Raw genomic sequence first — 14331 nt, forward strand, 5'->3', positions numbered from 1 at the left:
ACGATGTCTGAGAAACCGGGCGGTCCACTTGCCGGAATGAAGGTCATCGAGCTTGCCCACATCATGGCCGGTCCAGTTTGCGGGCTGATGCTGGCGGACATGGGCGCCGATGTGATCAAGGTCGAAAAGGCCAAGGGCGGCGACGATTCACGCCGATTCCTGCCGCCGGATATCAAGGGCGAGTCGGCGGCCTTCATGATGATGAACCGCAACAAGCGCGGGATCGCCGTCGACCTCAAGTCCGAAGACGGCAGGTCGGTCCTGCTAAGCCTGCTGAAAGACGCCGACTGCGTCATCGAAAACTATCGCCGCGACACGATGCAAAAACTGGGTTTGGGTTACGAGACCCTGCGGGAACTCAATCCCGGTCTGATCTACTGTGAGATCTCCGGCTTTGGACGCACCGGTCCCTATGCCGATCGCGGCGGCTTTGATTTGATCGCCCAAGGTATGTCGGGGCTGATGGCCATCACCGGCGAGGGGCCTGGCCGGCCGCCGGTGAAAGTCGGGGCGCCGGTTTCAGATATAACCGCGGGGATTTTGGCTGCCATGGGCTGCGCGTCGGCCTATGCGCACAAACTCAAGACGGGCGAGGGACAAAGGGTCGATACTTCTCTTTTCGAGGCAGCCATCACCCATACCTACTGGCAATCAGCCATTGCCTTTGCGACCGGTGACTCGCCCGGGCCCATGGGTTCTGCACATCCCTTGAACGCGCCCTATCAGGCTTTTCGGACGAAAGACGGTTGGGTCAACCTCGGCGCGGCAAATCAGACCAACTGGGAACGCACCCTGCGCGTGATCGGCGCGGAGGATCTTCAGCGCGACCCGCGGTTCGAAACCAATCGGGCCCGCATGGAAAATCGCCTGGAACTCGAGACTGTGCTGAATGGCTACTTTCAGGCGAGAGCAACGGCAGACTGGATCGCCGCTTTGGAATCGGCGGGCGTTCCCGCCGGTCCGGTGCTCTCCATCGGCGATATGCATCAGGATCCGCAGACCCTGGCGCGCGAGATGGTGGTCGAGACCGAGCATCCTGTTGCGGGAGCCGTAAAGACCATCGGCGCTCCCGTGAAGTTCCACGGCTCGCCGGGCGGTGTTAAACGGCCTGCGCCGCTCTTCGGGCAGCACACGCGCGAAGTCCTGGAGCAGGCGGGTTTCAGCAAAGACAGGATAGAGAGCTTTATCACCAAGGGCGCGGTCATTGCGGATGACGGCGTCGAGCCAAACTCATCCAACAACGGGTAGCTGAATTCAGGGACCCGACTTTCCGGCCTCATCTGAAAACAGGACTTTTTATGACCGATCTGACACTCGAGAAGGCGCGTCAAATTATTGCGACAGCCCTTGCCAAGGGGCGTGAGATGGAACTCAAGCCCCTGACGATTGCCGTTCTGGATGCCGGTGGACAGTTAAAGGCGTTGGAGCGGGAAGACGGGACTTCGACACTGCGCGCGAAGATCGCACAGGGAAAGGCCAATGGCTCGCTTGCGGTGGGGGCAGGTACCCGCACCCTTTTCAAGCGCGCGCAGGAGCAGCCTTATTTTGTCGATGCTTTGAACGGTCTGGCCGATGGCAATCTGGTGCCGGTTCCTGGCGGGGTTCTGATCCGCGACGGCAATGGCAAAGCGGTTGGTGCAATCGGGGTAACCGGTGACAGCTCAGACAACGACGAGGTTTGCGCTGTCGTCGGTGTGGAAGCGGCTGGATTTACGGCCGACGTTGGGTAGTCTTATCATCTCACCCCCAATTCTAGATGGAGTTATCCATGAAGCCCGAAGTCGTTGTTCTGTCGCGCTTGGGACCCCCGCCGATTATGGACGCGCTGGAAACTGCATACCGGCTCCATCGCTTGTGGGAAGCCGGGGACCGTCAGAAGGCGCTGGACGCGGCGTCGTCGGCGCGTGGTTTGGTGACGACCGGCAGCCTCGGTGCCGATGCCGCTTTGATGGATGCCTTACCGGCATTGGAGATGATCTCCATCAACGGCGTCGGGCTGGATGCCGTTGATTTGCCGGCAGCCAAAGCGCGTGGCATTTCTGTCGGCTACACGCCGGGGGTCCTGACCGAGGGTGTGGCAGATATGGCGGTGGCCTTGATTCTGGCTGCGAGCCGTAAGCTGGTCGAAGGCGACCGCTTTGTGCGGGAGGGAACTTGGGCCGGTGGTGCGAAACTCTCTCTGGGTTGGAGCATCCGGGCGAAAACCGTTGGGTTTCTGGGTTTTGGCCGCATTGGCCGGGAAATCGCCAAACTGCTATCGGTTTTCGGTATCACCGCGCTCTATCACGAGCCTGCACCCTTGGAGGCTGTCGCGGCCGGCTACTGCGATGATCTCGTCGGCATGGCCGGTGAAAGCGATGTCCTGGTGGTCTGTTGTGCCGGTGGCTCCAGCACGAAAGATCTCATCAATGCGTCGGTTCTCACGGCGCTTGGACCGGATGGCCTGCTGGTCAATATCGCGCGCGGTTCCGTCGTATGCGAAGCGGATCTCGTCGCAAGCCTGGAAGCGGGTCAGTTAGGCGCTGCTGCCCTTGATGTGTTCGCCGACGAACCCAAGGTGCCCGAAGCACTGCTCACCATGGATAACGTCATCCTGACGCCGCACATTGCCAGTGGCACAACGGAAACACGTATGGCCATGGGACAGCTGGTTCTGGCCAATCTGGAAGCCTATTTCGCCGGAAAACCCCTGATTACACCGGCGCCGACGTCGTAAACCTCGCTCTGAGACCGGCGCACCGGGATTGTTGTACTTCAATCCGAATCCGCTTGTGGCGAGATTCCCAGGTTCTTTTCGGAAAATTCCCCGTAATTTCAGAGAACTAGCGATTTTCCTATATAGCGCTTGGTCGTTTTTCCCTGTTTTTAGTGAAATTCGCGGATCAGCCTCTCCTTCATAGGGTGAGAGGGCGATTCACGTTCTTGACTGCTTCTGCCAACAACGATCGCGCTCCAGCGAACTGCAGGTGCTTCGTTTTGCCATCATTAACCCGTGGACAAGCGGCCCGTAAGCGCAAAGAATGCTTGTGCTGCTGGGGTGCCGTCTTTAGGACTGCGCGAGCAGTTTTTCGATCGCCTGAAACATGCGGTCGGGGTAGGAGGTTCATTTTATGTCAGGCAAGCTGCCGATGGCTGTGATCGGAACCGGTCACTTCGGCAAGTTTCATGCGCAGAAGATCGCCGCTTCCGAGCGGGCGGAACTTTGCGCGGTTGCCGACATCGACGCAACACGCGGCAAGGCAGTCGGCGACTCGCTCGGCGTCAGAGCGGTAAGCGACTACCGGGAACTTCTGGGCGAGGTCGAGGCTGTGTGTATCGCGGTGCCGACTCATGCGCACCATGCTGTCGCGAGCGAGTGCCTTAAGCACGGCCTCCACGTTTTGATCGAGAAACCCATCGCCGATACGCTTGCAGCCGCCGATTCCCTGATTGATCTGGCCAAGGAAAAAGACCGCATTCTTCAGGTCGGTCATCTCGTGCGCTTTTCGGGCGTGGCGGGTGCGTTGCGCAGCCACGCCAACCGGCCTCTTTATATCGATTCTCTGCGGATCACGCCGTTTCAGGGGCGTGGCACAGACGTAAACGTGATTCTGGATCTGATGATCCACGATATCGATTTAATTCTTTCGCTGATCGATGCGCCGATCACGGATATCGATGCCGCCGGCGCTCCGGTTTTCAGCGAAAACGAAGATATCTGTAACGCCCGGATCAAATTCGCCAATGGCTGCATCGCCACCATTACCGCCAGCCGGATCAGCTTTAAGACCGAACGGCGTATGCGGATCTTCCAGCCGAGCAACTATCTGAGCGTGAACTTCGACGAGCAGTCTTTGAACGTCGTGCGGCGTGCCGCCAAAGGTAACGTGATACCGGGTGTCGACATTGCGGAGCATCGCTATGAAGAGGTCGACGCCCTTGAGCAGGAAATCGAAAGTTTCATTACCTGCATTCTGGAGAATCAGACCCCATTGGTGGGCGGAAAAGAAGGCCGGCAGGCCCTGGAAGCAGCTTTAACGGTCACCCGGAAGCTTCAGGAGCACGCCAGCTTCGTGATGAGCGCCAACAGTGACTCGGATTTCGAACGGCTCGCCAAAGGCTGAAATTCAGCTACCTACCGCAACATTGGGAAGATGGTCAGCGCCAGGAGCGAACCCATGGCGATATTGAACCATTTGAGCCGGTTTGGATCTGCCAGGAAGGCCCTGAGTACGGTGCCAAATCCTACCCAGGTCGAGACGCTGGGAAAATTCACCACAACAAAGGCAGCGGCCACCAGAAAAACCGAGAGATAAGGCGCGTCTGGGCTGCTGTAGACAGACATGGCCGTGACCGACATCATCCAGGCTTTGGGATTGACCCATTGAAAGGCCGCCGCAGCGGCGAAGGTCATGGGATCTCTGCCGGTGGTGGTTTTTGCTCCACCCATGGACCGCGACATAGCAATGCGCCAGGCGAGATAAAGCAAATAGCTGCCGCCCAGTACTTTCAATACGATACCGAGGGCAGGAAAGCCGGTCAGCAGTGCGCCAAGTCCGAAGCCCACGCAAAGCAGCAGGGACCCGAACCCCGCCGCGATCCCGAACATATGCGGCACGGTCCGCCAGAACCCGAAATTGACACCCGATGCCAGCAGCATGACGTTGTTCGGGCCTGGCGTGATCGAGGACACGAAGGCGAAGACCAGCAGGGCGAGAAAAGTGTCGACGGGCATTGGCTTTCTCCAATAAGGACAGTAATGCTGACATAATTGGAGAAAGCTGTAAACGCCGACATTGCCCCCATACAATCCTATCCGGTGGTGCGCCAGGGAGATGACGGGCTAGGCAGATGATGGACCAGTCAGGTGATCGCTAGGTTGAAGACTCCTATTCCTTGTCGCCCAAAATACGATCAAGACCGTCAAGGAATAGGAGTCCTCAACCTAGGCAACCTTAGCCCCGCATGCGTTCAGCATTCGGATCGAACAGGGGCGCAGTGATCAGGTGTGCTTTGCAGTGCTGGCCCAGGATCTCGATTTCGACTTCACGTCCTTCTTCGATGAGTTCAACCGGCAGGAACCCGAGTGCGACCGACTTCTGTGCGTGATGGGCATATCCGCCCGAGGTTACGAAACCAACCACCTTGCCGTCGTGCCAGATCGGCTCGTCACCCCAGGTGTCCGCGTCCCCGGCTTCGACGACAAAGCTGCAGATCCTGCGCGTTGGTCCAGCGGCCTTTTCGGCCAGGGCGGCGGCTTTGCCGATAAAGTCTACGGGCTTGTTATAGGAGACAAAGCGATCCATGCCGGTCTCGGCCGGCATGTAGTCGGGTTTGAACTCGCGCATCCAGGATCCGAAGGCTTTCTCCAGCCGCAGACTCATCATCGCGCGCATGCCAAAGGGACGAAGGCCCAGGCCGGCGCCCGCTTTGCTCAAAGTTTCGTACAGCGCGACCTGGTCTTCCGCATCGACGTAGATCTCGTAGCCCAGATCCCCAGTGTAGGAAACCCGCTGCACCAGTGCCCGGCAGAGGCCGACATCCATTTCCTGGATCGCCATGAAGGGCAGGGCAGCGTTGGAGACATCCGCCATGGCCACACGGCTCAGGAGTTCCCGTGCTTTGGGGCCGGCGATCTGAAACCCGATCCGTTTGGTTGAGACGTTTTGGACCGAAACGCCTTCATAGGGCAGGTGCTGCCAGAACCAGCGCAGGTGATAGGCCTGGGCGCCGAAGGATGCCGTGAGCTGGAAGCTCTCTTCGGCCAGGCGGGAAACAGTGAAGTCACCGATCAACTTGCCCTTGGGGCTGAGCATCGGGGTCAGCGACAGGCGGCCGATCTTGGGAATACGCCCGGCCATGATGCTGTCGAGCCAGGTTTCAGCGCCGGGTCCTGTGATCAGATATTTGCCGAAGTTGTGAATCTCATTGATACCGACGGCTTGCCGCACGGCCCGGCATTCCTCGGCTGTTGTTTCAAAGGCGTTGGAGCGGCGGAAGGATGGCGTCTCGAACAGGGGTTCTCCTTCCGGCGCAAAATAATTGACCGCCTCCATGCCGTAGGCGGTACCGAAGACGGCGCGCTGATCTTTCCAGATCCCATAGGCCGGTGTGGTCTGATAGGGCCGGGCGGCCGGCAGCTCCTCGTTGGGGTAGCCTACTGAAAACCGGCGCTGATAGTTCTCGCGTACCTTGGCCCGGGTGTAGCCAGGCGAGATCCAGTCGCCGAAGCGAGCGACATCCATGGCAAAGACATCGCGCGATGGCTCGCCTTCGACCATCCATTCGGCCAGGGTCAATCCTACACCGCCGCCTTGACTGAATCCGGCCATGACGGCGCAGGCCGACCAGTAATTCCGCAGGCCCGGAATCGGGCCGACCAGTGGATTGCCGTCAGGAGCGAAGGTGAAGGGGCCGTTGATGATGGTCTTGATGCCCGCAGACTCCAAAACCGGATAGCGGCGGAACGCCAGTTCCAGGGAGTCGCCAATCCGGTCAAGATTGTCCGGCAACAGCTCGTGCCCGAAGTCCAAGGGTGTGCCTTTGACGGCCCAGGGATCGCAGCTCTGCTCGTAAAAACCGATAACCAGTCCGCGGCCTTCCTGACGCAGGTAACTCTCGCCTTCCGGATCCATTACATGGGGAAGCTCGTTGTCCCGCTCATAGACATCCGGAGTTTCCTCGGTGACAAGGTACTGATGTTCCATGGGATGAAGCGGCAGATAGATACCCGCGAGCGCCCCGACCTCACGTGCCCAGAGTCCCGCGGCATTGACCAGATGCTCGGCGATGATCGTGCCCTGCTGGGTGACGATCTCCCAGGAACCGTCGGGCCGTGGGTTGGTTTCCAACACTGGATTGCGCAGAACGATTTCCGCACCGGCCTTTCGGGCCGCCTTGGCGTAGGCATGTGTCGTCCCCGAAGGATCGAGATGGCCGTCCAATGGATCGTAAAGAGCCCCAATAACGCCGTCGGTATTGGTGATGGGTGAGAGCTTTCTGATCTCCTCGGGGCCGACGATTTCGGTTTCCAGACCCATGTAGCGGTGTTTCGCGCGCTCTGCTTTGAGGAAGTCCATGCGGTCGGGCGTGGTGGCTAAGGTCAAACCGCCGACGTGATGCAGGCCACAGGACTGTTCGGAGAGCTGTTCCAGGTCTTTGTAAAGCTGGATCGTATAACCCTGCAACGCAGCCATGTTGGTGTCGGCATTGAGAGTATGAAAGCCGCCGGCGGCATGCCAGGTTGAACCCGAGGTCAACTCCGAGCGCTCGATCAGCATCACGTCGTTCCAGCCGAGCTTGGTCAGATGGTAGAGCACGCTGCAACCGACGACACCACCGCCGATGACGGCCACGCGGATATGGCTTTTCATGACCCTGTCTCCCTTAATTCCGACTTTTTATCCCAGGACCGAGAAGCTGGAATCCTGGTTGACTTCCCGATTGCGCGAATAGAAGCCGACCGAGACCTTGTGGCCGATGTGCTCCAGATGGAACTCCACCGGCGTCTCGTCGTGATCGATGCCGCTCTCGCAAGCTTCGATCAGGGCTGCCATCATCTTGCCGGCGACAGGCGCGTTTTTGAACTGATTGCCGCTGGTGCCGATCGCGACGTAGAAGCCTGGCAGGTCGGTCTTGTCGTAGATCGGGATCCAGTCGTCGGTGACATCATAGAGCTCGACCACGCCCTTCATTTTCGAGGGGATACCCATCTCGGGAAAGCGCTGCGCCATGCGCATGGCCTGGACCTGCCACTGATCGGTGAAGTCGCGGCTGAAGTTATCGGGGTCGACCCATTCGCGGGTATCGCACTCGGGATCTTCGGAACCAATCAGGATATGATTGCCCAGCTCGGGGCGGCAGTAGGTGGCGATGTCGCTGTCCGAATAGACGTATCCTTTGGCTTCGAAGTCAAAGCCTTTCGGTGACGGCACGTGGGCGACTTCATGCCTGAGTGCGCGGGTCTTCATCTTCATGGTCTCGAACACGCCGGCCATTTGGTTGATCTTGCTGGAATGTGGTCCGGCGACATTGACCACCACGGGCGCATCGATCTGCATGCCGTCCTTGAGAGTGATTCCTGCGGTCCGTCCGTTGGCCTGGCGGATCTCGGAAACTTCCGCATTATAAAGGAAATCTGCGCCCTGCTGTTTGGCTGCATGTTCCGCATTTTGGGCCGAAAGCGCCGGGTCGCTGACATAGCCGCCGCGCGGGAAGAAGACCCCGCCGATCACGCTCTCGCCCGTCGGCTCGCAAAAGCCTGGGTCTTCAGGCCGTTTGGCCGGTCCGAAGAGGTGCGTATCCATGATCGGCAGCTTGGCTTTCATTTCGTCCGGAGTGAGATGTTCGTAAGGACAGCCGATGCGGTCCATGATCCCGCAGATCTTGCTGAGCTGGTGGTTGTGTTCCGTCTTGATGACCAGACATCCGGTGTCGTGATACTTGATCATGCCGCGCGGATCTTCGCTGCCGAGATAGCTGGACCAGTCTTTCCAGTAATGCCAGCCCTCGTAGGCCAGTGCACAGGTGTCGAAGACCGAATAGTAAGTGCGGATGATCGCGCAGGAGCCTGATGTCGAGCCGTAGCCGGCCATGGCGTTCTTGTCGACGTTCAGAGTCTTGAGGCCCTTCTTCGCCATCTCGAATGCGGTGCAGGCGCCGATGACGCCGGCGCCGATGATGATCGCGTCGTATGACTTGGTCATGCTGGTTCTCCCCACAGACGTGCAGGCCGCTATCTTTCCGGCATAGCACTGATCGGACGCCTGTTGTTATCCGTTGGCGACCTGATTCGATGTTTCAGCCTGGATCTTGTGCACGACTCCGTAGTTCGGATAAAATAATTTAAATAGATCTATTAAATCAGAAATATTGATGTGCTGACACTCCGTGCACTTAGGTATCTGGTCGCCGCCGCCGATCATGAAAGCGTGACGGAAGCGGCCGCCGCGTTGAACATCTCGCAACCTGCCATCTCGGCGGCGATTGCGCAGCTTGAGGCCGATTACGCACAGCAGATCTTCGTGCGTCACAAGGGCAGGGGAGTCAGCCCGACTCCCTTTGGACGTGAACTGATCGTCCGAGCCCGGCATCTGCTGAACCATGCCGCGGAACTCACGTTGTTCGGGCGCGAAAGCGGGACTGTCGCGGGCGAGGTTTCACTCGGCTGCTTTGCCGAATTGGCGCCGCACTATTTGCCCGCGCTCAATAAGGCTTTTGAAGACCGTTTTCCTCATGTGCGGGTGAAGTTCCGGGAAACCGGGTTTGACGAGCTGCCACGCCTGCTGGGTGAGGGGAGTATTGATCTGATGCTGGATTACGACATCGGTTTGCCGGAGGAGATTGAGCAGACGACACTGACCCTGTTGGCGCCTTATGTGCTTCTGCCTGCCGGTCATCGCTGGGCGGCGCGTAGAAAACTGACCCTGGAGCGGCTGGCCGGCGAACCCTTGATACTCGCCAGCGACAGTCAGAGCCGGCGTTACCTTCTAAATCTCTTCCACCGCCGTGGACTGCATCCGGAAGTCGCCCGGACTGCTGAATCCTTCGAGACCTTGCGTGGACTGGTTGCCAACGGCTACGGCATTTCACTGGTTCACAGCCGTCCCGCCTCAAATGTCAGCTACGACGGCTCGCCGCTGGTAAGTGTGCCGATTGCCGACGTCGAACCAACGCACCGGATTTTGTTGGCCTGGTCACGGCGCTTTGCCCTGTCGCCTGCTGCTGAAGCCTACAAGGATTTCACGGTTGGATGGTTCGGCGACCGGGACGGATGTTCGTCATGATCAACTCTGCGCGAAACGACCAACCCTAGAAGCCGAAGGGCCGCCGCGTGGAAAGCAGGATATTTGTCTCGGTGTTTGAGATCCCGCTGATCGAGCGGATCTTGCGGAGAGTGCGGTCGAATGTCGGGAGGTCCTGAACTTCCAACTCGGCAATCAGATCCCAACGCCCGTTAGTGCTGTGCACGGTATGCACTTGGGGGACTTTTAGAAGTTCGCGACTGACCTGCTCTTCTTTGCGCCCATGCACTTCGACCAGAACCATGGCGCGAACGGCTGCGTTTCTGACCTCAGATCCCATCTGCAGGGTGAATTTTTCGATGATCCCGTTTTTGACGAGCTTATCGATTCTCGCTTTCACGGTCGCCCGCGAGACTTTGGTGAAAGACGCCAGGCTTGCGACCGGAAGGCGTGCATCCTGTCGCAATAGCTGAACCAATTTGTAATCTAAATCATCCACTTCTTATCAGTTTGTATAGATAAGCTTATCAAATTGGAAGATTTTGCTGTCTTTTATTGCAATTCTCCGACTTTACGTCACTTCCAGAAAAAGCAGAATCGAACTTGGTTAACGCTTTAACGTTCCTTTGTTCGCTAACGGGCGACGCCCGCTCAAAAATATCTAAAATTTAGGACTGCCTATTTCTGGCGGATTGGCCGGTGTCAAACGGCAAGGTCTCCGTTCGATCAGTTCTTTGACATCCGGGTGAACACGCCGGATGAGCTAAGCTCTGCGACGTTTCTAAGGCCGTCCAGCCACTTGAAGGAATGATAAGCGCTCCGTGCCAGCTGAACTGGCAACCAACAGACAAACGGTTAGGGAGGGAATCATGACAATTGACGGACATGGCGACGAGGGAGCGCGGGCTCCCCTTATCTGGGAGGCGGCACTGTCGATGCTCGCGCTTGTAATCGGCATCTCGGTCTCCATCGCGATCTATGGAACAGACCCGCATGTACCGATGCTGATCGGGGTTATCGTTGCCTGTCTCGTCGCCTGGAGATGCGGCTTCAAATGGGAAACCGTTCAATCCGGCATGTTGGGGGGAATCACCAACGCTCTTCAGGCCATTGTCATTCTTCTGATCATCGGCATCCTGATCGGGACCTGGATCTTGGCAGGAGTGGTGCCGTCATTGATTTACTACGGCTTGCAGATCCTCAGTCCGAGTATCTTTCTGCCGACAGCCCTGTTGCTCTGCGCTCTGACATCGCTTGCGACCGGAACAAGCTGGGGCACGAGTGGCACGATTGGTGTTGCGCTCATCGGTATCGGCTCGGGGTTAGGTCTGCCTTTACCTGTCGTTGCAGGTGCGGTTCTGTCAGGTGCGTACTTCGGCGATAAGATGTCGCCGCTTTCCGATACGACCAACATGGCACCGGCGATGGCCGGAACCGACCTTTACACGCACATTAAGCATATGTCCTACACGACAGGTGTGGCCTTTGGCCTGACGCTCATCATAGAGATCGTCTTAAGCATCGTGCTCGGCAGTGAGAGTTCCGACCTTTCCCAGATCGAAGAAATCCTGGTCACCTTGGATGCGAATTTCCTGATCAATCCGATCATGCTTATTCCACCGGCGCTGGTGATGGTCGTTTCCTTCAAGAAGGTGCCGGCAATTCCCGGCATCGCCGCGGGCGCGCTGGCGGCCATCTTCCTGGCGGTTCTGTTCCAGGGCGCTTCCTACAGCGATGTAATTTCCGTGTCCTTCAGTGGTTTCAAATCGGAAACCAATGTCGCGGCGGTCGATGAGCTGCTCTCCCGGGGCGGCTTGGAATCCATGCTCTACACGATTTCACTGGTGATCGTTGCGATGATGTTTGGCGGCATCATGGAACGGACCGGGCAATTGCGTGTGCTGGCGGCAGGTATTCTCCAGAGGGCCCGCTCCACCGGTTCGCTGATCGCTTCAACCGCGCTCACGGGTATCGGCGCGAACATGCTGTTGTGCGATCAGTACATGGCAATCGTCATGACGGGCCGCACCTATGCAGAAGAATATAGAAACCGGGGCCTGCATCCCAAAAACCTGTCCCGTGCAGTGGAGGATTCCGCCACCGTTACGGCCAACCTTGTGCCTTGGAACTCGGGCGGTGCGTTTCAGACCGCAACGCTTGGCGTTGCGACCTTGGCCTACCTCCCCTTTAACTTCTTTTGTTGGCTTTCGCCGATCGTGACCATCACCTTCGGTGTGTTTGGCTGGACCATCCACAGGGCTGATGAACAGGGCGATGAAGCGGCTCCGGTGAAACAGGGCGCCGACTAGCCGGTAGAGCAACGATCGGTCCTGGCGCGTCCCGTTGATGTGTCGGGACCGATGATTGTACCGACGGTCTGTTCCCTCCCGAACCCAGTTGAGTGGCCGAGCCAACCTGGTCGGGCAGGAGGTTAATGTCGGCAGTTCGATGTTATCGATAACAAAATCACTTGATGTTATCGATAACTATCACGTAACATCCTCGCCACGCTGCCTGATGTCTGGGGTTTGGGAGGAGCCCGATGCCATCTGAAGCTCATATCGAATACAGCTAAACCCTTGTGAGCAGACGTCTTCATACAGTTTTCCCTGGAAGGCTAAAATCTGTCGCTGGGGCACAATTCCTCCCTCCCGCGTGCGCAGACACGCGGCGGTAAAAACATGTGCGAGTGCCAGGAGGAACGACAGTGCCAGCTGCGACCCCGATCATATCGATGCGCGGAATCTCAAAACGTTTTGGCGGCGTCACTGCGCTGCAGGAAGTCGATCTTGATGTTTGCCCTGGCGAGGTGTTGGCCATTGTCGGCGATAACGGTGCAGGCAAATCGACGCTGATCAAGATATTGACAGGTGTCTATCAGCCGACCGAAGGGGCGATCGAAATGGACGGCCAGGCCCTGTCCATGAACAGTCACTCCGAAGCAATCGAGCTGGGTATCGATGCCGTCTATCAAACCCTCGCCTTGGCCGATCATCTTGATCCTGCGGCCAACATGTTTCTGGGCTCCGAGCTGACCAAGTCCTTCCTGGGGTTTCGTTACCTCGACAATGGAAGGATGCGGGTCGAAGCCGAGCGGGTGCTGTTGGAGCGTCTCGGGGTGCGGCTCAGGAGCATGGATGTGCCGACTGAAAGCCTCTCGGGCGGGCAACGCCAGGCCGTTGCAATCGCCCGTGCCGTCTACCATTCCGATCTCAGGGTTCTGGTGATGGACGAGCCCACGGCGGCACTTGGACCACAGGAAACCGCCCGCACGCTCAAACTCATCGAAGTTTTGCGCGAGGAAGGGCTTGCGATCGTGCTGATCTCCCATTCGTTGGATGACGTCTTTGCCATATCCGACCGTATCCAGGTGATGCGGCGGGGCCGGCGTGTCGATGTCGTGCACACCAGGCAGACGTCTCGCCAGGAAGTACTCGGCCTGATCGTTGGCGCGGCGGAAGCAGCCTGATGGGAGAGACAGATATGCCGGTTTCCGCCCCAAAAGGACTGCAGGAACGTCTCGACCCTTATCTGGCGATCATCGGACCGATGGTCATGATCCTGATGATCCTCGCTTTCATGGGGGTGGCCGAGCCGGCGCGCTATTTCCGCCTGTCCAACCTCAACATCATCCTGCTTGAGGCCGCGCTTTACATGCCGCTGGCCATGGCCATGACCTTTGTCATCACACAGCGCGGCATCGATCTGTCGATTGGTTCCGTCGCTGCGTTGACCGGTATTATCATGGCCTTCGCGATTAAGGAGTTTGGCTTTCCAGCCTGGATCGCGGTCTTGCTGGGGATCGCCATCGGCGGAATCTTCGGACTGATCAACGGTCTGGTGATCACAAAATTCAGGGTACCGGATCTGATCGGCACGCTTGCCATGGACCTGGTCTATCGCGGCTTTGCGCTTGTGCTCGCCAAGGGCCTGGTGCTGGCACGCTTTCCTGATCTCATCACCGATATCGGCCGCGGTCGTTTACCAGGTTTTCTGCCCATCCCGGTGATCATCGGGATACTCGCTTTTCTGATCGGCGCCTTCATTCTGCGCCGAAGCTGGTTCGGCCGGTACTCCATCGCGATTGGCTCCAACCCGGAAGCGGCGGAAATGACCGGCATCGCCGTCGATCGCTATAAGGTTTATGCCTACGTGCTGATGGGGGCGATGGCAGGGCTCGCCGGCGTCATGCTGACGGGGAAACTCAATGCCATCCAGGCAACCTCGGCGCCCTATTTTAATCTGCACGTGATCGCCGCCGTCGTCGTCGGCGGGACATCTCTTTTCGGGGGGCGGGCTTACATGCTCGGATCCTTCGCCGGGGTTCTGCTGCTGTCCATGATGATCAACGCCCTGGTGACCCTGCGCATAGAGTTCTTTTGGCAGTCGGTCGCCTCGGGCGTGGTCATCATTCTCTCGGTTGCCTTCTACACCTGGCTGCAAAAGAAAGACCGGGATGGTGCAAAGGGCCTGCTGAATGCTTTTACGACACCCGACAATATCAAGCTGATGAAACTCGGCGGCGTTCTCGCTGCGGGTACCGTCGTTTTGTTGGTTATTGGGTCACTGTTTTCAACCGGATCAGTGCCCAGCGGCTGACCTTTGGTGG

Annotated in this window: 12 protein-coding genes; 8 read left to right on the top strand and 4 right to left on the bottom strand. The window is 58.1% G+C overall.

Translation table 11 applies throughout. The annotated features are described in order from the left end of the window. Nucleotides 1–3: 3 nt before the first annotated feature. The 4 genes from QMZ18_RS12170 to QMZ18_RS12185 all read left to right on the top strand — a co-directional run bounded on the left by QMZ18_RS12170 (nucleotide 4) and on the right by QMZ18_RS12185 (nucleotide 4103). Nucleotides 4–1248, top strand: a complete 1245-nt coding sequence (locus tag QMZ18_RS12170) for a CaiB/BaiF CoA-transferase family protein (protein ID WP_282606563.1) — start codon at nucleotides 4–6, stop codon at nucleotides 1246–1248. A gap of 50 nt (nucleotides 1249–1298) precedes the next feature. After that, complete coding sequence (locus QMZ18_RS12175) at nucleotides 1299–1730, top strand: heme-binding protein (RefSeq protein ID WP_282606564.1); 432 nt, start codon at nucleotides 1299–1301, stop codon at nucleotides 1728–1730. Nucleotides 1731–1768: 38 nt separating this feature from the next. Next, nucleotides 1769–2716, top strand: a complete 948-nt coding sequence (locus tag QMZ18_RS12180; RefSeq protein WP_282606565.1) for a 2-hydroxyacid dehydrogenase — start codon at nucleotides 1769–1771, stop codon at nucleotides 2714–2716. Between the two features lie 394 nt (nucleotides 2717–3110). Continuing rightward, nucleotides 3111–4103, top strand: a complete 993-nt coding sequence (locus QMZ18_RS12185) for a Gfo/Idh/MocA family protein (protein WP_282606566.1) — start codon at nucleotides 3111–3113, stop codon at nucleotides 4101–4103. Between the two features lie 11 nt (nucleotides 4104–4114). Here QMZ18_RS12185 and QMZ18_RS12190 read toward each other — a convergent pair whose 3' ends face one another. The 3 genes from QMZ18_RS12190 to QMZ18_RS12200 all read right to left on the bottom strand — a co-directional run bounded on the left by QMZ18_RS12190 (nucleotide 4115) and on the right by QMZ18_RS12200 (nucleotide 8684). Beyond that, nucleotides 4115–4714 carry a LysE family translocator gene (locus QMZ18_RS12190; protein ID WP_282606567.1) on the bottom strand — a complete coding sequence of 200 codons (600 nt, stop codon included), beginning with the start codon at nucleotides 4712–4714 and terminating at the stop codon, nucleotides 4115–4117. 220 nt (nucleotides 4715–4934) lie between these two features. After that, nucleotides 4935–7352, bottom strand: coding sequence for an FAD-dependent oxidoreductase (locus QMZ18_RS12195; RefSeq protein WP_282606568.1), 2418 nt, complete (start codon nucleotides 7350–7352; stop codon nucleotides 4935–4937). A 27-nt stretch (nucleotides 7353–7379) separates the two neighbouring features. After that, nucleotides 7380–8684: an FAD-binding oxidoreductase gene (locus QMZ18_RS12200; RefSeq protein ID WP_282606569.1), complete on the bottom strand. Its 1305-nt coding sequence runs from the start codon at nucleotides 8682–8684 to the stop codon at nucleotides 7380–7382. A 171-nt stretch (nucleotides 8685–8855) separates the two neighbouring features. On the opposite strand from QMZ18_RS12200, the gene QMZ18_RS12205 reads away from it, so the two are divergent. Beyond that, on the top strand, nucleotides 8856–9764 hold the full coding sequence (locus QMZ18_RS12205; RefSeq protein WP_282606570.1) for a LysR family transcriptional regulator: 909 nt from the start codon (nucleotides 8856–8858) through the stop codon (nucleotides 9762–9764). A gap of 25 nt (nucleotides 9765–9789) precedes the next feature. Here QMZ18_RS12205 and QMZ18_RS12210 read toward each other — a convergent pair whose 3' ends face one another. Continuing rightward, nucleotides 9790–10221, bottom strand: a complete 432-nt coding sequence (locus QMZ18_RS12210) for an Lrp/AsnC family transcriptional regulator (protein ID WP_282606571.1) — start codon at nucleotides 10219–10221, stop codon at nucleotides 9790–9792. A 370-nt stretch (nucleotides 10222–10591) separates the two neighbouring features. Here QMZ18_RS12210 and nhaC point away from each other — a divergent pair, with 370 nt between their 5' ends. The 3 genes from nhaC (at nucleotide 10592) to QMZ18_RS12225 (ending at nucleotide 14321) form a co-directional block, all read left to right on the top strand. Then, nucleotides 10592–12031, top strand: coding sequence for a Na+/H+ antiporter NhaC (nhaC, locus tag QMZ18_RS12215; protein WP_282606572.1), 1440 nt, complete (start codon nucleotides 10592–10594; stop codon nucleotides 12029–12031). Between the two features lie 398 nt (nucleotides 12032–12429). Beyond that, nucleotides 12430–13191 carry an ATP-binding cassette domain-containing protein gene (locus QMZ18_RS12220; RefSeq protein WP_282606573.1) on the top strand — a complete coding sequence of 254 codons (762 nt, stop codon included), beginning with the start codon at nucleotides 12430–12432 and terminating at the stop codon, nucleotides 13189–13191. After that, nucleotides 13191–14321 carry an ABC transporter permease gene (locus QMZ18_RS12225; RefSeq protein WP_282606574.1) on the top strand — a complete coding sequence of 377 codons (1131 nt, stop codon included), beginning with the start codon at nucleotides 13191–13193 and terminating at the stop codon, nucleotides 14319–14321. Before QMZ18_RS12220 ends, QMZ18_RS12225 begins: the two co-directional genes overlap by 1 nt. Nucleotides 14322–14331 lie beyond the last annotated feature (10 nt).

Origin of the sequence: Pelagibius sp. Alg239-R121, from assembly GCF_947331435.1 — a bacterium.
In the GTDB taxonomy this organism is placed as follows: Bacteria; Pseudomonadota; Alphaproteobacteria; order Kiloniellales; family Kiloniellaceae; genus Denitrobaculum.